19 protein-coding genes are annotated in these 18,446 nt (G+C 61.6%); 6 read left to right on the top strand and 13 right to left on the bottom strand.

The window, feature by feature from the left end; genetic code table 11:
* Nucleotides 1-17 precede the first annotated feature (17 nt).
* From U1872_RS06075 to U1872_RS06085, 3 genes are all read left to right on the top strand, one after another.
* On the top strand, nucleotides 18-419 hold the full coding sequence (locus U1872_RS06075) for a response regulator (protein WP_332792769.1): 402 nt from the start codon (nucleotides 18-20) through the stop codon (nucleotides 417-419).
* 67 nt (nucleotides 420-486) lie between these two features.
* A complete protein-coding gene (locus U1872_RS06080) occupies nucleotides 487-1,287 on the top strand; it encodes a universal stress protein (RefSeq protein WP_332791996.1) in 801 nt (266 codons plus the stop codon).
* A gap of 137 nt (nucleotides 1,288-1,424) precedes the next feature.
* Nucleotides 1,425-2,138, top strand: coding sequence for an NAD(P)H-dependent oxidoreductase (locus tag U1872_RS06085; protein ID WP_332791997.1), 714 nt, complete (start codon nucleotides 1,425-1,427; stop codon nucleotides 2,136-2,138).
* Nucleotides 2,139-2,154: 16 nt separating this feature from the next.
* Here the strand turns inward: U1872_RS06085 and U1872_RS06090 are convergent, their stop codons facing one another.
* Nucleotides 2,155-2,856: a VIT1/CCC1 transporter family protein gene (locus U1872_RS06090; protein WP_332791998.1), complete on the bottom strand. Its 702-nt coding sequence runs from the start codon at nucleotides 2,854-2,856 to the stop codon at nucleotides 2,155-2,157.
* Nucleotides 2,857-3,017: 161 nt separating this feature from the next.
* Between U1872_RS06090 and U1872_RS06095 the strand changes: the two genes are divergently transcribed.
* Nucleotides 3,018-3,641, top strand: coding sequence for a response regulator transcription factor (locus U1872_RS06095; protein ID WP_332791999.1), 624 nt, complete (start codon nucleotides 3,018-3,020; stop codon nucleotides 3,639-3,641).
* A 156-nt stretch (nucleotides 3,642-3,797) separates the two neighbouring features.
* Here the strand turns inward: U1872_RS06095 and U1872_RS06100 are convergent, their stop codons facing one another.
* From U1872_RS06100 to U1872_RS06155, 12 genes are all read right to left on the bottom strand, one after another.
* Entirely contained in the window at nucleotides 3,798-4,649 is an 852-nt protein-coding gene (locus tag U1872_RS06100) for a hypothetical protein (RefSeq protein ID WP_332792000.1), read from the bottom strand.
* A gap of 12 nt (nucleotides 4,650-4,661) precedes the next feature.
* Entirely contained in the window at nucleotides 4,662-6,587 is a 1,926-nt protein-coding gene (locus U1872_RS06105; RefSeq protein WP_332792001.1) for a hypothetical protein, read from the bottom strand.
* Between the two features lie 62 nt (nucleotides 6,588-6,649).
* Nucleotides 6,650-7,324 carry a helix-turn-helix domain-containing protein gene (locus tag U1872_RS06110; RefSeq protein WP_332792002.1) on the bottom strand — a complete coding sequence of 225 codons (675 nt, stop codon included), beginning with the start codon at nucleotides 7,322-7,324 and terminating at the stop codon, nucleotides 6,650-6,652.
* A 66-nt stretch (nucleotides 7,325-7,390) separates the two neighbouring features.
* Nucleotides 7,391-7,780 (bottom strand): hypothetical protein, encoded by a 390-nt coding sequence (locus U1872_RS06115; RefSeq protein ID WP_332792003.1) that lies wholly within the window; start codon nucleotides 7,778-7,780, stop codon nucleotides 7,391-7,393.
* Nucleotides 7,773-9,332 (bottom strand): DEAD/DEAH box helicase, encoded by a 1,560-nt coding sequence (locus U1872_RS06120; protein WP_332792004.1) that lies wholly within the window; start codon nucleotides 9,330-9,332, stop codon nucleotides 7,773-7,775. The genes U1872_RS06115 and U1872_RS06120 overlap by 8 nt, the downstream gene beginning before the upstream one ends.
* Nucleotides 9,329-11,233: a hypothetical protein gene (locus tag U1872_RS06125; RefSeq protein WP_332792005.1), complete on the bottom strand. Its 1,905-nt coding sequence runs from the start codon at nucleotides 11,231-11,233 to the stop codon at nucleotides 9,329-9,331. Before U1872_RS06125 ends, U1872_RS06120 begins: the two co-directional genes overlap by 4 nt.
* Entirely contained in the window at nucleotides 11,221-11,793 is a 573-nt protein-coding gene (locus U1872_RS06130; RefSeq protein ID WP_332792006.1) for an HNH endonuclease, read from the bottom strand. Before U1872_RS06130 ends, U1872_RS06125 begins: the two co-directional genes overlap by 13 nt.
* 60 nt (nucleotides 11,794-11,853) lie before the next feature.
* On the bottom strand, nucleotides 11,854-12,576 hold the full coding sequence (locus U1872_RS06135) for an ssDNA-binding protein (RefSeq protein ID WP_332792007.1): 723 nt from the start codon (nucleotides 12,574-12,576) through the stop codon (nucleotides 11,854-11,856).
* Between the two features lie 38 nt (nucleotides 12,577-12,614).
* Complete coding sequence (locus tag U1872_RS06140; RefSeq protein ID WP_332792008.1) at nucleotides 12,615-13,826, bottom strand: DUF2800 domain-containing protein; 1,212 nt, start codon at nucleotides 13,824-13,826, stop codon at nucleotides 12,615-12,617.
* Nucleotides 13,823-14,305, bottom strand: a complete 483-nt coding sequence (locus U1872_RS06145; protein WP_332792009.1) for a twin-arginine translocation signal domain-containing protein — start codon at nucleotides 14,303-14,305, stop codon at nucleotides 13,823-13,825. The genes U1872_RS06140 and U1872_RS06145 overlap by 4 nt, the downstream gene beginning before the upstream one ends.
* Nucleotides 14,306-14,453: 148 nt before the next feature.
* Nucleotides 14,454-14,669, bottom strand: a complete 216-nt coding sequence (locus U1872_RS06150) for a hypothetical protein (protein WP_332792010.1) — start codon at nucleotides 14,667-14,669, stop codon at nucleotides 14,454-14,456.
* Between the two features lie 59 nt (nucleotides 14,670-14,728).
* Nucleotides 14,729-15,295: a hypothetical protein gene (locus U1872_RS06155; RefSeq protein WP_332792011.1), complete on the bottom strand. Its 567-nt coding sequence runs from the start codon at nucleotides 15,293-15,295 to the stop codon at nucleotides 14,729-14,731.
* Between the two features lie 162 nt (nucleotides 15,296-15,457).
* Between U1872_RS06155 and U1872_RS06160 the strand changes: the two genes are divergently transcribed.
* Together U1872_RS06160 and U1872_RS06165 are read left to right on the top strand one after the other, a co-directional pair.
* On the top strand, nucleotides 15,458-15,742 hold the full coding sequence (locus U1872_RS06160) for a hypothetical protein (protein WP_332792012.1): 285 nt from the start codon (nucleotides 15,458-15,460) through the stop codon (nucleotides 15,740-15,742).
* A gap of 28 nt (nucleotides 15,743-15,770) precedes the next feature.
* Complete coding sequence (locus tag U1872_RS06165) at nucleotides 15,771-18,341, top strand: VapE domain-containing protein (RefSeq protein ID WP_332792013.1); 2,571 nt, start codon at nucleotides 15,771-15,773, stop codon at nucleotides 18,339-18,341.
* The last annotated feature ends 105 nt before the right edge of the window (nucleotides 18,342-18,446 follow it).

Genomic DNA, 18,446 nt, shown 5'->3' on the forward strand with positions numbered 1-18,446 from the left:
GCGTTCCATTGCGCCAGGTGCTTATGCTCGATCCCGACCCCACCGATGCGACGCGCGCCCAGCGAATCCTGCTGCTCGACACTGACGAGGCGGGCCGTCGTGAACTGCAATTGCTGTTGCACGGACGCGGCTTCGAGGTCCGCGCCTTCGCCAGCGCCGCGCCGCTGCTGCACGACGGGTCGCCTGGCCCCGCCGACATCCTTCTCACCGCCGAAGTGCTGCGCGACGCCGACGGAATCGCCGTGGTCGATGCGCTGCGCCGTCGCGGCTGGCGCGGCCGCGCGGTGTTGATCACGGCTTTGCGCTCCCCCGCGCTGACGGCGCGTGCGCGGGCAAGCGGCTTTGCGGCGGTGCTCGACGTGCCGTTCCACCACCACGATCTGCTCGCCGCGCTGCGCGCCAGCCCGGCCACTCCGTAAACATCCCAATGTCCGCTGCGTGCGGCGCGCCGTAGCGATCCTCCATCCACGCACCAGGGAGGATACCATGAAGTCCGTTCTGCTACTCGCCCATGACGATGCCGGCCAGGAAGCCCGCTTCCAGGCGGCGGTCGATATCGTTCGCGCGCTGGGCGGGCATCTCACCTGTCTCGACGTGGCCATCATGCCGCCGCAGGTCGGCGCGGCGTTCGGCAGCGACATCAGCGCCCTGCTGCTCGCCGACGAGGTAGCAAGCGAAACCGCCAACCGCACCCGTCTCGAAGCGCGCCTCGCGCACGAGGATGTCGCGTGGGACTGGATCGACGCGGGCGGTGCGGTCGCGCCGTGCGTGCAAGACGCCGCACGGCTCGCCGACCTGATCGTGCTCAACCGGCGGTTGAACGGCTTCGCGATGCCGGAGCTCGCCGAGGCCGCGAGCACGCTCATCGTCAAGGCGGGCAAGCCGATCCTCGCCGTACCGCAGAACCTCGTGCGCTTCGATCTGACGCACGCGCTGGTCGCCTGGGACGGTTCGCCGCCCGCCGCCGCTGCCCTGCGCGCCGCGGTCCCGCTGTTGCGGCTGGCCCAGACGGTGACGCTGCTCGAGGTCGCCGCCGAGGAGATCACGCACCCCACCGAGGAGGGCGCGGCCTATCTGTCGCGCTACGACGTTCATGCAAGTGTCGTCCGCACCGCGCGCGCCGGACGACCGGTCGCGGAGTGCATCCTCGAACAGGCGCGCCACGCTGCGGCGGGCTACATCGTGATGGGTGGCTTCGGGCATTTGCGGCTGGTCGAGGCGTTGCTCGGCGGCACGACGCGCACGCTGCTGGAGCATAGTCCGCTACCACTGTTCCTCGCGCACTGACCGCGCTCGCCATAATTTTCTCGGCAGCGCGCAAAACGAACCCGGGGCGGATTGTCCGCAATCCCTAAGTAAACAAACGGATGTCGGCCCGCACCGCACGGGCGCACCATATGCGGGTCCAGGATGGGGTTTGCCAGATGAACGACACTTTGTCCCTCTTCCCGCCACGGTCGCGCGCGGGCGATGCGGATACCGATCCGCACGCGATCCGCCACGTGATCATCCTCGGCCACCCCAGCGCGACCGGTTTCGCGCAGGCCATCGCGGCAACGTATCGCAACGCGGTCACCGACTGCCGCCAGCATGCCGAGATTCGCGATCTCTACGCGCTCGGCTTCGATCCGCTGCTCCGGCTCGACCCGCGCGCGGACCGCCCCGCTCCCGCGCCCGACATCGCCGCCGAAATCGCGGCACTGGTCGAGGCGGCGGTCATCACCTTCGTCTATCCCTTGTGGTTCGGCATGCCACCGGCGATCATCAAGGGGTATATCGATCGTGTGCTCGGCGCCGGTTTCACGGTCCATGATCTCGGCGCGGCCGCGTCGCCGTCACCGTGGCGCGGCAAGCGGATGGTCAGCTTCAGCTCGTCGGCCTCGACGCGGCCGTGGCTCGAGGAGCAGGGCCAGTGGGTGTCGTTGCGCCACGGCATCGACAGCTATCTCGCGACGATCTTCGATCTGGTCGATGGCGGCCATGTGCATTTCGACGCGATCGTCGAGCGCGTCTCGCCCGGCTATGTCGCCGAATGCCTGGCCCAGGTCGAGGACAAGGCGCGCCAGACCTCTGCGGCGGTGCTGAGCGCGCGCCATGCCGAGCACAACCAGGCGCGGCGCGATCACCCGCTGAGCTGAACGCCGCGCCCCCGCATCAGACCGCCGTACCGACGAGATGCCCGATCCCAGCGGTCGCCGCCATCGCCAACGCTCCCCAGAAGGTGACCCGCGCCGTGCCGCGGAGGACCGGCGCGCCACCGACGCGCGCGCCGATCGCACCCAGCGTCGCCAGGAAGACGAGCGAACCTGCCACCTCCGCCGGGATCAGCGCCTTGCCCGACAGCAGGATGACGATCAGCAGCGGCAGCGCCGCGCCCGAGGTGAAGGCCGCCGCCGATGCGAGCGCCGCCTGCACCGGGCGCGCGGTGGTATCCGCCGATATCCCCAGTTCGTCGCGGGCATGCGCTCCGAGCGCGTCGCTCGCCATCAACTGCTGCGCCACCACCGCCGCTGTCGCCGGATCGAGTCCGCGCGCCACGTAGATCGCCGCGAGTTCCTGTTGCTCATGACCGAAATCCGCGGCGAGCTCGCCGCGTTCGCGCTCGAGATCGGCGCGTTCGGTATCCGCCTGCGAACTGACCGAGACATATTCGCCCGCCGCCATCGACATCGCGCCCGCCACCAATCCCGCTGCCCCTGCGACCAGGATCGCCGCCTGCGTGCCGCCCGACGTCGCCACGCCGATGATCAGGCTCGAGGTCGAGACGATGCCGTCATTGGCGCCGAGCACGGCCGCGCGCAGCCACCCGATCCGGGCCATGAGGTGATGTTCGGGATGCTGGCGGGTCCGGGACATATGCTTCCTTCGGTGCAACGGCGGGGTCTTTCGTCGCGCATCGTGACCGCCGATGAAAGCGGAAAACACGCGCTTTCCCGTGCCGATCGGCGACCGGGGGGGATTGCGGCAGCACTCGGCGGAATTTTGCGCTAGGACCGCACGATAAGGGAGGCGTAGCGATGGGTGATCAAAGACTTGTCCATATCGTCGATGACGAGGAAGCGATCCGCCGGTCGGCCAGCTTCATGCTCAAGACGTCCGGCTTCCAGGTCGAAACCTGGAGCTCGGGAGTCGCCTTTCTGAAAGACGTGCGCACCGCCGCGACCGGGTGCGTCCTGCTCGACGTGCGGATGCCGGGTATGGACGGGCTCGAAGTGCAACAGGCGATGATCGCGCACGGGGTTGCGATGCCGGTCGTCGTGATGACCGGGCATGGCGACATCTCGATCGCGGTACGCGCGATGAAGGCGGGGGCGGTCGACTTCATCGAGAAGCCGTTCGAGAAAGTGGTGCTGCTCCAGGCGCTCGTCGCGGCGTTCGAACGACTCGATCGCGCTGAGACCGACGCCGCCCGTGCCGCCAATGCGACGGTCGCGATCGGCGCCCTGACGGCGCGCGAGCGCGAGGTGCTCCAGGGGCTCGCGCAGGGCCTGCCCAACAAGACGATCGCCTATGATTTCGGCATCTCGCCGCGCACGGTCGAGGTCCACCGCGCCAACATCATGACCAAGCTGCAGGCGCGTAGCCTGTCCGAAGCGCTGCGGATCGCGTTCGCCGCCGGGCTGGGCGACGCGCAGGCCTGAGCTCGAATGTTTTCGCGGACCCGGCGCAAAGCCAGCAGCCGAACAGGCTGTTGGCTGGGGCGGCAGGGTTCATTTCAATAGCTTAGTGCATTGATATTAAACAATTTTGTGGGTCATCGCAACAGATCTACCTTCGTTTCTACCCACCCGATTATCTCATGCCCACGGGCGACTGCGCGCGCTACCATACCCAGCAGCCGCGGCGACCTGCGCCTGAATTTCTGCTTCCGAGAAGTCAGACAACGCGACGGTGTAGCGTGCAAAAAACTCGAACTGCTGAATCGCGCCATCGAACACGTCGCTGATCCCGCCGATAATTGGCTGAAGCATTGAAACGGTGGTCCCCGAGACAGTGAAAAGCTGCGCAGGCGTAGCCGCCAGTGTGCCAGTCGCGACGACCGCGCCTGCTGCGTCGTAGAGGGTCGACGTCAGCGTGCTGGAGCCGTCATAGGAGTGCGCGATCAGATGGTGCACCGCGGCAGCGTTCTGGTCGATCGGCGAAAGGCTTTCGTCGACCGCATCGCCATCTCCATTCGTCCGGTGATGGAAAAAGTCAGTTACGTTGGCCGGCGATCCCCATGTCGTTGCGCCACGCGCGTAGAAGTATGATCCCCGCGCATTCACACCATACGATGTTCGGTGCCCAACGAACCCTGTGATCTTCTCGAAATCGGAACCCACGTCGCCCATGATCGCGCCTGCGGTGAACATCGTCCAGGGGCCATTCGCTTCGTATGCGGGAAAGCTGATGAACTGGGCTCCCGATAGCGCCACGCCTCCCCCGGCAAGGCGCGCGAAGGCGTTGTTGCTGTTGATCAGCAGGTCGAGGTTCCCCGGCGCACCGCCCATCGAATCCTTGAAGGTCGTGCCGCCATTGTCATTCAGCAGATGCAGCGCACGCAGGCCCCGGTCGACGAAGCCGCTAGGGTGAAGCAGGACGACTTCTTCTTGGTCGAACGAGGGCGAAAACTCAGCACTGGGCAAAATGATCGAAACGCCGGAAGACATAGTCTGGTCCTATCAGGAGAGGTTGAGGACGAATGCACAGAGCCAGTGGTACTGGTTGCCCCCGCCGATCGTGGGTAGCGCGACGTCGTTGTGGATGGTGCCACGAGGGCCAACGATTGGGCCATCGAGCGTCGTGTTGCCCGAGTTGCGGAAGATCGCGTATCCGACATGCGGGTTGCCGCCAGAAGGCTGAGTTGCGAACGTCAGGAGGACCTTGTTGCCGCTCGTCGCCACATTTGTGATGGTAACGAAGCCGCTGTCGTCCAGGTAGACGAACCCTTCGGTGATGAGCCCCGTCCGGTCGATCGTGCCACTGCTGTCTTTGACCAGGGAGCCCGACAAGACCGACATCTCGATCTCAAGAACCGCCCCGTTCCACTTCCATGCCATCGGCATAATGGGTGCGTAGCCAATGCCGCACAGCTCTTCGATAGCCGCATTTGCCGCGAGTTGGCCGTAGAGGTATCGGCCCCTACTGCTGTTATGGAGCTGCACCCCGATATTGGGGGCTTCGTTCGCGAAGGGCAGTTGATACCGCGGCCCGACCAGGCGGATGTTCTGCTGCCCGTGCGAGCGCAGGACGCCGAACCGACTGCTGTTGTTCCACTCGTTGCCCGCCAGTGTCGTAGCGTGCTGCGTCGTGAAGCAGACGGGAAGCTCGGTCTCACCCGTTCGCGCCATCACGTCGCCGGTTAGCTGACGGAAATATTTCTTCTCCATCATCTCATAGACGTAACCGGCGCTGCCGGTCGAGCCGGATGCCCGATCCAGCGGCGACCCGCCAGTATCGCCCTCGCCCTGATCCTTCAGGATGATCGTCGTGAACGACTTTGCGCCGCGCGCCCTTGCCGCAGTTACTGCGTCGGCCACGCTGTTGATAGCGTCATTATAGACCGGCTGACCGCGCGACAGACCTGCGAGCGACTGGCCGCCGAACGCCGCGACCATGCTGATCATCTTCGGCATCTTGCCGGTGGCCGCATGGATGTCGCGGATGAAATGGTTCGCGAAACCAGAGCTATAGGTTTCCCTCGCTGGGGCATCAGGCGAGCCGGGCGTATTGTTGGTGTGCTCGATTAGTGGAACGAGCGTCGTGCTGCGAGCCTGACCACGGCGTCGCGGCCCGTCGGTTCCGGCGAGCATGAAGCTGTTCGACGGATAAAGCGATGTCGTCGTCAGCGCGACGTCATCTGCGTCTGCGTTGAACGCAGCAGACTGCGATTGCCCGACGATCAAGAGGATGATCCAGTGATCGTCCTCGGACACCCACGATAGCTGCCGCTGCGCGTTCGTCTGCGTGGCCGTGTAGGTCGACACGGGGCGGGCAGGCGCGGGGCTGCTACTCCCGCCCGGGAACCACGATCCATCGTCACGCACGCCAGCGATCGCCCAGGCCCGGCCATCGGGTGTGACCTTGCACAGCACCCAATCCCAGCCGACCGCGCGGCGAGCATCGTACGTGGTACCTGCGACGGTCATGCGACCGGCCTCAAAGATAGATGTCCGCAGCGCGCCGTTATCCGCCATCATCGCCAGGAACAGGCGCATGACGCCGTCGCTGTCTTCAGCCCCGATCGTCGCTACTGCCGGTCGACCATCAACGCGGGCACCGCCGGTATGAACGGCGCCGAGGCTTATCCAAGCATCTCCTTCGGCATCTTGGCCCCACAGATATTGGGTGCCGGACTCCACCACGTAAACGCGGAGACCATACTCCCGATCTTCACCAGGGATCGTTGCAAGATCGGCGTATGTGGCGACTTTGCGATAGGCTGCGCCTTGGACCTGAAACCTTGCAGCGAGATTGGCAAGGGACGGAACTTCCCCGCCGTCTGTCTGAACGACAGCCGTGGCATCCCCGTTCACGATGCCGTCGAGCCGGTCCATGTTGACGGCCGACTTCGTTACCTTGGTCTGGTATTCGACGGCACTCGTCATTCAGCGATACTCCGGGAGTCACCCGGTCATTATCACCAAACGGTTGATTTTACCATATCCGCTCAGATGCGTTGGCTGAAGCTCTCTATGGCGCGCAGGTCTGCCGATTTCGCATCGACTTCCACGATCCGACCATGGGGCTTCCCTGCGGCAAGCGCTTCACTTGTAATCTCATAGATTTCGACCGAGAAACCCGTGCGAACTACGCCGAGCATAATAGCGCCGCCATCATCTTTGGGGACAGCGAAAATCCCGTTGCTGTCGGCCAGAATAACGCGGAAATCATACTTTGCTGCGCGAATGATTGCGTGCAGGTCGACTGGGCCATCGTTTTCTGGAAAGGCGGTGTGACCTCCATCCAACTCTATCAGACCAGCAACCAGGTTGATGACACCACTGACTTGACCTTTTCGCTTCTTAATTTCACGCGGTGTCAAACCTTGATCAATACCAACATGCAGCCATGCCAAGTCTACACCAAGTAGCTCCGCGATCTGCGCAACTTTATCATGCTTAGGCGTCGACTCACCCGAACACCACTTCCGCACTGACTCAAGACTCACTTCTGTGCCGAACTTTGCTTTTAGCTGGTCTTTCAGCCACACAAGGCGGCCAAAGTTCATATCTGGGCAATGACTATTCCCGTCACAAGCGATAGCGAGCCTGCGCGCGAACTCGGGATTTCGGAGTTTGCGCGAAGTGTCTTCGTTGCGGGTATCGGCGGCGGGCATCGTCATTTCTCACTTTTCAACCGCGAGTTGAATTGTGCGAAAAATACCGCAAAGTCAAGCGCGGGTTGAGTATCACAGCAAGAATTTGAAATCGTCTTCTAACGCGGAAACGGCCTCCCCAGCCGACCTCGCAAGCACATAAATTCCGCCCGTTTTTTTCCAAGCCCGCTCGAAGCTTCGCTGTTCCTCACGCTGTGGTCCGGTGAGAGTTTTCATCTCGACCTGGAACGCGAACCCGCGACGATGGCCCACAATATCGCCAGCACCAGGCAAGCCGAAACTGATCGGTCGCGCTTCGGCGAGAATCCTCATGCCGGGAGTAACCCGAACATATTCGCCGACTGCCACGTCCACGTGCCGCCCCTGCCAGGCCTGTCCTGTGTTCTGCCGATATGCGAAGGTATCAGGTAACGCAGAGATATCCATCAGTGCAGCGTTGAGCGCCTTTTTCTCGCTAGTCATAGTCGCTGATTCCTTCGAATTCGCGGGCCAGCGCCTTGTCGGTCATCAACGGAATGCCGCGAAATTTGCACTGGCGCCGCGCCCAGGCGGTCGGATGATCGTAGCCGCGCGCGACACCGAGCGAGATCATTTCGCTGAATGAGTTGCAGCTCCACTCTTCTTTCTTTCGCGTGATCGCGAGCGACCGCCGCAGTTGCTCCTTCTCAATCTTCGTCAGCTTGCCAGCTTCCTCGCGGATGATGCGCGGGACGGCCGGTCGATCGACGGAGCACCGCGGGCAACAGGGCGCCGATGATGGGTAAACCAGAAAGCAGTTGGTGCATTGGGTGATCGGGGTGGCGTCGTCATTGACAGACGTCTTCCCCTTGGCCCGACCCTCCAGGGTATAGACGTAATCTTCGTCAGGGAGGCCATGACCCTGCCCGCCAAATTGCGACGGCATCACGTTCCCAGCATGGTCGCAGATTACCGCGCGCTTACCCGGGATGAAGCGGAGCACACGGCCATGTCGCTGTTTCACCTTGATCTTGGATTTCGATCGCGATGCGTCGCCAAGATAGCTGATGTTGGGCACGTCATAGCCCTCGGCGAACAGATCGCAGTTCGTGCCGATCCGAATGTCGCCTGCGCGAAACGCGTCGTCAAAATAGTCGCGTTCGGTTGTGCCCGTTGTTCCATCGACATGCATCGCGGGAATGCCGTTCGCTGTGAACGCCTCGGCCAGTTTACGGCTATGGTCGCGGCTCTGGCCGAACACGATCCCCTGCCCGCCGCCGCCGAGTTCAAGATAATGCTCGACCACGTTCCCGATCAGCTTGGGCTTGTTCATCACCCGGTCTGCGGCGCCTGCCTGATACTCGCCGGCCGATGTCGGCACATCCGAGAAATCGGGAATGTCGGGGGCGTAGATATCGAAGTCCGACAGATAGCCGTAGTCGATCAACCACCGCGGCGGCGGCCCGAGCACGATCGCGTCGGCCTGCTCGCACAGCCCGCGACCGTCAAGCCGCTCCGGAGTTGCCGTGAGCAGCAAAATGAAGGCATCCGGCCACCGTTCGAGGATCTCGGCATAGGTATTCGAGACGGCATGATGTGCTTCATCAACGATCACCAGCACTGGCGGCAAAAGTCCATCCAGACGATTCACCAGCGTCTGCACGCCCGAAAGCAGAAGGCCAGCACTCCGATCAAACGGGAACGATGCTGCGACAAAGCTGTGATCGAGCGCCGCGCTGGTGAAGGTCTTGCTGGTCTGCTTCAGCAGTTCCTTTCGGTGCACCAGAAACTGGGCGTCGAGCCCCTGCATCCGCGCTGAGCGCAGTGCCGAAAGCGCCATGACCGTTTTGCCGGCGCCCGTTGCGGCCTGCAGCAGCACGCGGCGATAGCCCGCGCGAAACAGCGTGGCGACCTGGACGAGCAGGTCATACTGCCACCAGTGAAGGCCGGGATGGAATAGCGCTGGGTCGAGAGGCAACACGGTGAACGGGCTGATGTCTGGCCAGGTGCCTGTGGCGATCGACGCGAGCAGGCCTTCCCGCGGGGGCAGGGTCATACTGCGAGCGCCCAGTACGCCGCGGCATTATAGCGGAACAGGCGGATCGGCTTGATCGGCGGCGGGCGGTTGTCGTAGCCGATGTCCATCAGCATTTCGCGCGCTTCGTCGATGTAGCGATCGTAGTCGATGTCCGTTGGGAACTCCTCGGGGAGATCCATCAGGGGTCGACAGCCATCGGTACGAGGCACCTTCTTGAAATTCCCGGTCGTCGCGTGCGGAATCTTATAGAGTATTTCCTCCCCGCCGAGCGCCCAGTAATATCGAACGACCTTGCCGAGATAATCGCCCCGCCACGTCCCGCCGCCCTTCACGTTTACGACGCTGACGAAGTCTCGGATATCGGTGCATGCGCGAATCGTGTCTTCGAGAGGCGTGCCCTTCGTGACCAGTTCGACCACTGCGTCCGAGCAGATGACCGCGTTCGGATTTTTCATCAACAGACCGCGGCTGTCCTTCTCTCGCCACGGGTTCGAGAGTGTGCCCTTTCGCTTCGTCTTTCCATCGGGCTTCACTGCGATGTAGGTGTTGACCGAGAGACTGTAGACCGAGGTGTAATCGGTCGCCTCAAGATCGAAACCGGTGTCGGCCTCCCATTGTTTCGTGACAGCATCCAAATCCGCTTCGCAAGCGCGCGGGCACCGAAAAATGACGCCGTCGGTGTTTGCCGAGACAACAGGAATGCCGGCGCGCTCGGCTCGGTCGATCAGCATCAACAGCGCGAGCTGCCCAGTCAACGTGACCGCAATCATCAGGTGCGGGGCGTAGAGGATCGAATATGTCGATCCGAGCTTGCCATAAACGCCGTTCAGAGCAATCTTCAGACCCTGGTCGACGAACTTGTCACCCGCCCGCTTGGCCGCGATACGGTCTTCGCGGATCTTCCGATAGACGTCGAGGAAATGCCGACCGAGCGCCTTCGGATAGAGGCCAGAACCTAGGATGATGGCGGGATAGAACGACGCGACGTCGTAATCGCGGAGAAAATGGTCAGCGTCGGCATGAACTGATCGGTTGGATTCTGTCGAATGCAGTCCGCCGATCCCCATCGCGTAAGTCGTGTCGCCGATCTTCAGCCGCCCGATCCAGTCCGGAAGATCGACCTTTCCGTTGCCTTGGACGTGAAAATTGGTGTCCCGAAGTCGCTCGACCACGGCCTGCAAGTCGGGCTTCTCGAATGTGAGATACGCCGGAACGGTGTAGCGGAACGTGGTTCCCGCCGGGGTGACGACACGCTCAGCCTTTTCACCCGTCAACTGCTCGACGCGCTTCTTGATGATCCCTTCGCCGATTTGAGAATCGCTGCTGCTGCGAAAATCGAAACGGTATTCCGCGGACAGCGCCTCGCGCATTGCCAGCGCCTCGCGCAATTCGTCGAACAGCGTCCCCGTATTCGCGATATCATTGCCCATATACGACAGCACATGATCGATCTGAGCATCCGTCAGGACCGAGTCTGGCGAATACGGTAGATCCTGCATCCGCTTGCAGTGAAGGCGTCCCGAGAGCGTTTTCAGCGACGCAAAAGCGTTCGGCTGGGGCTCAATCAGGTCGATGTGATCGCCGCGAGGATAGTCGATGCCGAGCAGCTTCGGGGCATCCCAGTATTTCACCCCACCTAAGATGATTTGGTCGTTCGCCTGTTTGAGTTGCGCATTCGTCGCTCCGCTGATCGCATACCAGATCATCGGCCAATCGTACGGACGGCCGTTATAGGTAATGATCCGATTCTGCAGCATGATGTTGCGCAGCTTCTCGGTATCAAGTTCGCGCCGATGGGATTTTTCCATCACAACCGTCCGACCGTCTTCGATCCGTGTGAAGCCGATCGACCAGAGGTTACTATAACATTCGGTGTCGCAGATCAGCGTGTTTTTTGTCGCGTGTTTCATATTGCGCATCGCATATCATTATTAGTTCGAGCAAATTCTCTGAAATTTTCTAATGCCGCCTGATCATAGGCGGCCGCCGCGTCAGCAGGTGAATCAAAGTAACCTTTGAATTTGCTACCGCCATTGATGTGTATCTGGACTCCCCACTTCCCGTAGCGCGCGACCCACGAAACACCTTTAAAGCCACTACTATTATTTTTGTATAGCGCACGGTTCTTTGCGTTCTCAACAGGCAAGCAAACGCGTAAATTCTTGATACGGTTATCATCTCTAACCGTATTACGATGATCAATCTCAAATTCGACTGGCACCCACTCGCCAAAGGTCAGCGCCCAGATCAAACGGTGAACTTGAATATAGTGCCGAACACCTTCAACGGTTACGACAATTTGAATGTAGCCTTTCGCCATGCGACGACCGGCAACTTGTCCACTGAACCGCTTGTTCCAAGTGGCAACACGGTAACATACGGGGTTCCGCGGCTTCCAGGTCACCGTCCCAGCCTCGGGATCACACGTGAACAGATCGCGAAGAACATCCAGTTCCAGTGATGTTTCGAGACGTCTCATGGATGATAATCACCAAATGGTTGACGCCGGGAACAGAGTCCCGGCGTCGCGCAGTTCAAATCAACCGAAGTCGTCGTCGACTGCAAGCTTGCTGCCTACTGCCGGCGTATCGTCGAGATCATCGTCATCGGCTTCGTCGAACTCATCAGCGTTAGTGGCAGTACCGCCGCCAGCCATGCGCTCGCCTTCTTCGTAGCTGCGAATAGCCTCGATCGAACAGAAAAGTCCGTTGCCGCCGTGGTCCTTTCCGGATACGCCGTACCAAGAGATTTTCACGTCACAAATGACGCCGGAATAAAAGATTTCGGGGATGTCGTTGACCGTGAAGAACGGTTTTCCGTTCGCCTCGTTTATCTCGTCCATTGCCTTGCGACGCCGATTGAACATCTTCGGGCGGCGGGGCTTCTTGCTGCCCCCTGGTCCGGCGCCGGCAATTACCATTGCGCCTTCGTAGCCCTTATATATCTCGTCCGTCTCCGAATTGCGGAAGCGTTCGCCCTTTCTGTAGGCGACCCTTGATGGATTATCTTCGGCAATTCGCTTGAAGAAGTCTTCCTTGCCCTCGCCGAACTCGGCGACGCACGCCGCCCGCATGGCCGACAGGGTCTTCGCCTTGTTTTCAGCTTCGTTCGGGGAGCCCGGCAAGATGAGAACATTGGTCGTATGCTTCGGAACACCGTCTTTCACGGTAGGCTTCGCAATGTGGAGCGAATCCGTGAACGAGATCGGCACACGCTTGAGCATGACGGTGCGGCCGTCATCCTTCTTAGTTTCTTCGGTCATATCGGTTTCCTAGACGCAGGGTTGCAGGGGTGACGTTTTCAGTCGAGATCGTCGAACTCTTCTCCCGACACGATGGCCGGTAGATCATGGGAAATGTCGACCAGGGTGGGCTTGCGTTGGCCGCGCTTGATCAGCGGCTCAATTTTCAGCGTCCAGTCGAAGGAATCGGTATCGACAGCCTTAGCTGTCGCCGTCGGAGAAATCAACTTTTGGGTGAAACTCTTTGCACCAAGAACACTGACCACGGCCGGCGTGGCCTGGCCCTTCTCGTCGATCCAGCGATCGGAATCTTTGCGACCGAGCACCGCCTTCAATCCGCCTGCGGGCATCCCGGCGAGCGCGTCTTCCATGCAGCGCGCATAGAGGGCATCCAGCCAGTCGGTGATCATCTTGGTGTGATCGATCAGGACACGGCGACGATCGGGGGTTACCTTCTGCGGCACGGAGAGGAACGGTTCATCCAAGTCCTCAAACTCCATTTCCAGCATTTTCAGGACATACGCGTCAAGGGTGCCACAGCCGCCGGGGGCATTCTTCCGTCGACACCATAGGCAGCCCTTCTCAGACGCAGTGCGGGGCGGGTTCGGCGCGCGCGTGGCATCCGCGCGGGCCTTTACCCATTCGCCAAATGCCAGCAACTCGGCGAGCGAGACGCGCCACTTACCGCCGCCGGTCATGTGCCGCGGTTGATCGATGCTCAGCAGAAACGTCGTGGATTTCGTCTTGTGACGCGCGATCGCGTCCCAGAAGCCGAGCGCATAAAGCATCGTCTGCTTATTCCGCACCGGGCTGACCGGGACACCGCGGCCCCATTTCTCGTCGTCGATGATGATCGGGTCATCTTCGTTAGGGCCGGTCACAATCCCGCCGTCCAGAGTGCCGCCTTGCGGGCGCCCGAAACTGTCGTGACCCAACCACTTCGTTAGATCGACCCGGTGCTCGCCGTAGAACTGACCACCGTGACTGCGCAGCCAGTTGATACCAGGCTGGAGCAACATCGCATCGTCAGCCGTCCACTGGAATTCCCATTCGCCGATCTTCTGGATGTGCCCGATGAACTCAAATGCGTCCATGTCGCGGGTCAGGCACTCGTTCCGTATCCAATGCGCGGCGGTGCCCTCCGCTGCTTCCCACGACGAGACATCGGGCAGACCCTGGTTCGCGTTGATGTAGTCGGCGCAGTTCGTCCAGCCTTCGGCGGATGAGGGACTATGTTCGCTGTGCGCGGGAAGCTGGTCGTCGGCGCTCATGCGAAATCCGGATGTGGGAGACCGAGCCGCATCGCCTCCATCCTAGCGACCATCCGTGCGGGGTGCTCGCCGAGGCGGCGATGGCGGACCCACGAATGCAGGTTCGGATATGGCTGAAGTTCGGGACGCCCCCATGTGCCGAAATGTGAGCCGAACGCCTCGGTCAACTCACGATTGAAGTTCACGAGATCGACGTCATATAACGTTACGTCGGCACGGTGTTTGCCGTAGCGGCCGTTGCACATGCCCACTAGATAGCCGACGCCGTCCCAGTTCTTGACGCGACGTACGACGCGCGATCCGATAAAGCTGTCCCCGCCACCTGGCTTCCATAGTCCGACGTACGAAACGCTGCCGTCGGCTGCGGTGATATACGGCGCGCGCGGCGCGGTGAACGCCGGCATTGTGACACCGATCGCACCTGCTGCAGCGATGAGGCCGAGAAAGCTGCGGCGGCTGAGCGCGAGGTTATCGCTCATGCCGATCTCCGTTCAACCACTGCGGCAAATTTGCCGCGGGCATCAACGACGCGCCCCATGAGCACACCGTAGATGATCAGCCGCGTTCGGTCCGCTGAGGACAGTTTGCGCATCTCGGTGGCACGGCATGGATCATGGGGCGCGTCGGTCACGTGGTTAGTTCGCGATGGATCTTCAGCATGTACGCCAGACCCGACGCGCCATATTCGGGCGTGCCAGCGGCGTCTTGCTCGACGAACTGTGCGATGGTCTCCGATTCGCTCAAAAACCGATCGGGTTCTTCGATCGAGCGTCGGCGCCACTCGTTGAGAGCAACAGCCGCTTCTCGCTGGGTCATCTCGTAATTGTCGAGTTCGTGGTCCATGTCAGTCTCCTGCCGGGACCGGGCAGCAAACGCGCTGCCCGGTCGCCGCGTGTGGTTGATCAGCCGAAATCGTCGTCGCTGGCAGCGGCGGCGCCGGGTTCAGCCTGATCGGGCGACTGGTCGAAGTCGTATGCCGCGGTGACGTCGACCGGGAGATCGAGCTTCGCGCGCTCAACGAAGAACACCGCCTGCTTGATGCGCTCGGGTGTGGACGCCAGCTCGGCGAACTTTGCGCCGCAGCCGAAATGCGCCGCCATGTCGTAGAGCAACTGGCCGCGCGGCTTGTCCTGGAACGTCTGATCCTTGCCGACCCAGCCCATGATGTGTGCCTTGAGCGTATCCGCGTCGACGATCTTTGACAGATCGGGACCGGTCGAGTCAGACGCATTGGCGGCAGCGCCCGCCCCAGATTCCGTGGCGGCAGGTTCGACCTTTTTTTCCGGCTCGGTCGCCTTCGTCGTCTTGGTGCTCGCGCGTGTCGTGCCGCTCTTCGCGGCTTCGAGCTTCTCCATCGCGGCAGCCTGTCCGGCAACCACCCGCTCGCTGACGGCGGTCTGTGCCGCGAGCGCGGCGGCGAGAGCGTTCATGGCGGCGGTGTTCTCGGCGAGTAGCGTTTCGATGCTCATGTCGGTCCCTTCATGCAGCGCCAGATCGTCCGGCGAGTCGGACCCATATAGACGGGCCTCATCCCGGAAATCAACTGTTGGTTGATCTGAAAATCAACTGGTGGTTGATACGGTTGATTGGTTGGTCTACGGGAGGCTTCTGCCATTCGGAGAATTTTCACCATGACCGACGCCGCCAAGACAGCCTTCGGCGCCCAGCCTTGGAAGAAAGTCGGCCTCTACGTCTTCCTGCTCGACCTGTTCCCGCAGCATCGCAGTAGCTCGGGGCTGCTCGACGTGCGCAAACTGGCGACCGAACTCGGGAAGAGCCACGAAGCCGTCTATAAGTGGCTGCGCAAGAGCAAGATTTCGCCTGCGAACGCCGATGCGATCCGCGAACTCGCCATCAAGCTCTACCCCGACACTGTGCTCGATCGGAAAGATTTCGACCCGTTCGTCTACGCCTGATCTCTCAGTTTAAGGCGTAGCCGGGTCCATGACATTCGACGAACTATCCCTAAGTGCGATTCGGCCTCTGCGCGAGGCAGGATTCGCGCTGCACTGGCTGCACACCAAGACGAAACGCCCGATAGGTGCCGACTGGTCGACGCAGCCAGTTGCGACGCTTGCCGATCTGCAGCGCACCCATGGCACCGGCAACAATACCGGTGTGCGGCTCGGCGAACCATCCAAACTGATCGACGGCAACTATCTCCATGCCTTCGACATCGACATCCGCATCGCAGAACTCGCCGAGGAAGCCTGGGAGGCGTTCGCCGATCTCGGTCTCCCGGTCGATTTCGCCGATCTACCGTGCGTCGCATCCGGCTCAGGTGGCGAGTCGCGCCATGGCTTTTTCGTCAGCGATCGCCCGTTTGCGGGCAAAATGGTCGCCCACTCGGCCGGGAAACACCGCCGGAAGGTGCGCGATGTAGCGACCGGCGAAACGCGCGAAACCTGGTCATACGACTGGGAAATCGAGCTATATGGGACCGGTAAACAGGTCGTTTTGCCACCGAGCATCCATCCGGATACGGGCAAAGCCTATGCTTGGCTGCGCGAATTCGATGTCGATGCGCTTGAGTTTGGCATGGGACCCTTCATTCCAGCGGCCGCGATCGAGTCGCTCGGTGCCGTGGAATCGGCGAAATACGACTTCGAAAGCCGCGAGCCGCTCGATTTCAAGCCCGGTCAGCTCGATCGCGTGCTCAACGACATCTCGGTCAGCGATCTCGACTATGACGACTGGGTCAGGCTCGGGCAGGCGCTGCATCACCAATTTGGCGCCTCGCAGGAAGGCTTCGACCTGTGGCTGACCCACACGAAGCGGTCGAAAAAGTTCACAGGCGACTCGCAGATCCGCGAAATGCGGAAAACCAAGTGGCGCAGCTTCGGGAAATACCGCGGCAAGCCCGTCACCATGGGCACGATCGTCCAGTGGTCGCAGGAAGCGCGCGCCGCCGCCATCGCCGACGAGTTCGATGACCTGGACGACGATGCACCTGCCGCCGCCGCGCCTATTGCCGATGACGAGGATGAATTTGCCGCGGCGCTGAGCGCACCGGTTTCCGACGACTGGGATGGCGGGGCTGATGATCCTGCTGAGCCGATGCCGTCGACCACGTCGGTGCAGCCGATGACGCAGGCGCAGTTGCGCATGATTCTCGAATTCAACGATGAAGGTGGCGTCCGCCCGACGCTGCACAACGTCGAGATGATCGTCCGCTATGACGAGCGGCTCTGGAGCCTCGCGCAGATCAACGAGTTCACGCAGGAAACCGTGCAGCGCGTTGCACCCGGCGTGCGGCTGAAGAAACGGAAGAACCAGGCGAAGGAAACCCGCCAGCTTGCCGGTCGCGTCTGGAAGGTCGAGGACACGCTCAACGGGGAACTGTGGTCGGACGACCGAGATTTCGCGATCCGATCGATGCTTGAAGCCCCGACTACGCAGGGCGGCTACGGTCTCAAGGTCTCCGATCGCGACCTGCGCGCGGCGATTGTGCTGGCGGCGAACGAACACGCCTTCCATCCGATCCGAGAATATCTCGGCAGCGTGCAGTGGGACGGCGTCGCCCGCGTGGAGCGGCTGTGGATCGACTATGTCCAGGCGACCGATGACTGCTACCACCGGGATATCGCCCGCATGATGATGGTCGCCGCGGTCGCGCGCGTGTTCGAGCCCGGGCACAAATTCGATTTCGCGACGATTCTCGAAGGCCTGCAAGGCAAGGGCAAGTCGACACTGATCGAGGTGCTCGGCGGCCGCTGGTTTGCCGAACTTGACGGCGACTTCCACGACCAGAAACAGATGGTCGAGTTGATGCAGGGCGCATGGATCATGGAGATCCCAGAGTTGACCGGCTTCGGCCGCGCCGACGTGCGCTCGATCAAGGCCTTCATCAGCCGCCGCAAGGATCGCGTTCGGTTGGCCTATGCCCGCCGGGCCGGCGAATTCCCGCGGCAGTGCATTTTCATCGGCTCGACGAACGACCGCGAATATCTGAAGGACGATACCGGCGGCCGTCGCTTCTGGCCGGTGCAGTGCAATCTGGCGACCGCCGACGAGATCGACATCGCGCTGCTGCGGAGCAACGTCGCCCAGTTGTGGGCCGAGGCGATGTCGATCTATCGCAGCATGCGAGCTGCCCAGCCAGGAGGCACCCTGCCCCTCTATCTGAGCGACCCGGAGTCCAGGGTCATTGCCGCACGGCTGCAGGAGTCGCGACGTCTCGAAAGCGCGGACGATGTCATGGCGGGCCGGATTGCCGAGTGGCTCGATAAGCCGATCAGCACTGGTTCTGAATATGACGATCTCGATGACAGCGGGAAGCCCGTCTACCGCAATGAGGTCTGCACAGTCATGGTGTGGGTCGAGTGTCTGGGGGGCGACCAGCGGGCGTTCAAGACGGTCGAGCAGAGCACCGTCAACCGAGCCATGGCGAAGCTGGAAGGCTGGGAGCAGGCCGGCTCCATGCGCTTCCCGGTCTACGGCAAGCAGCGGGTGCTGTGCCGCGGCGGTGAAGCAGGGCGTCTCGCTCGCATGGGTCTCGGAGATCTATTGGCTTAGACCTACCATGGGTGCTGCGCAGATGAAGGAGCCGCTGGGTAAAACCGGCGGCTTTTTTGATGTTTGTCCCAGAAGCCTGTTTTGCGAAAAATTTAGCCGCAACAG

This window comes from Parasphingomonas frigoris (assembly GCF_036663815.1).
Lineage (GTDB): Bacteria > Pseudomonadota > Alphaproteobacteria > Sphingomonadales > Sphingomonadaceae > Sphingomonas.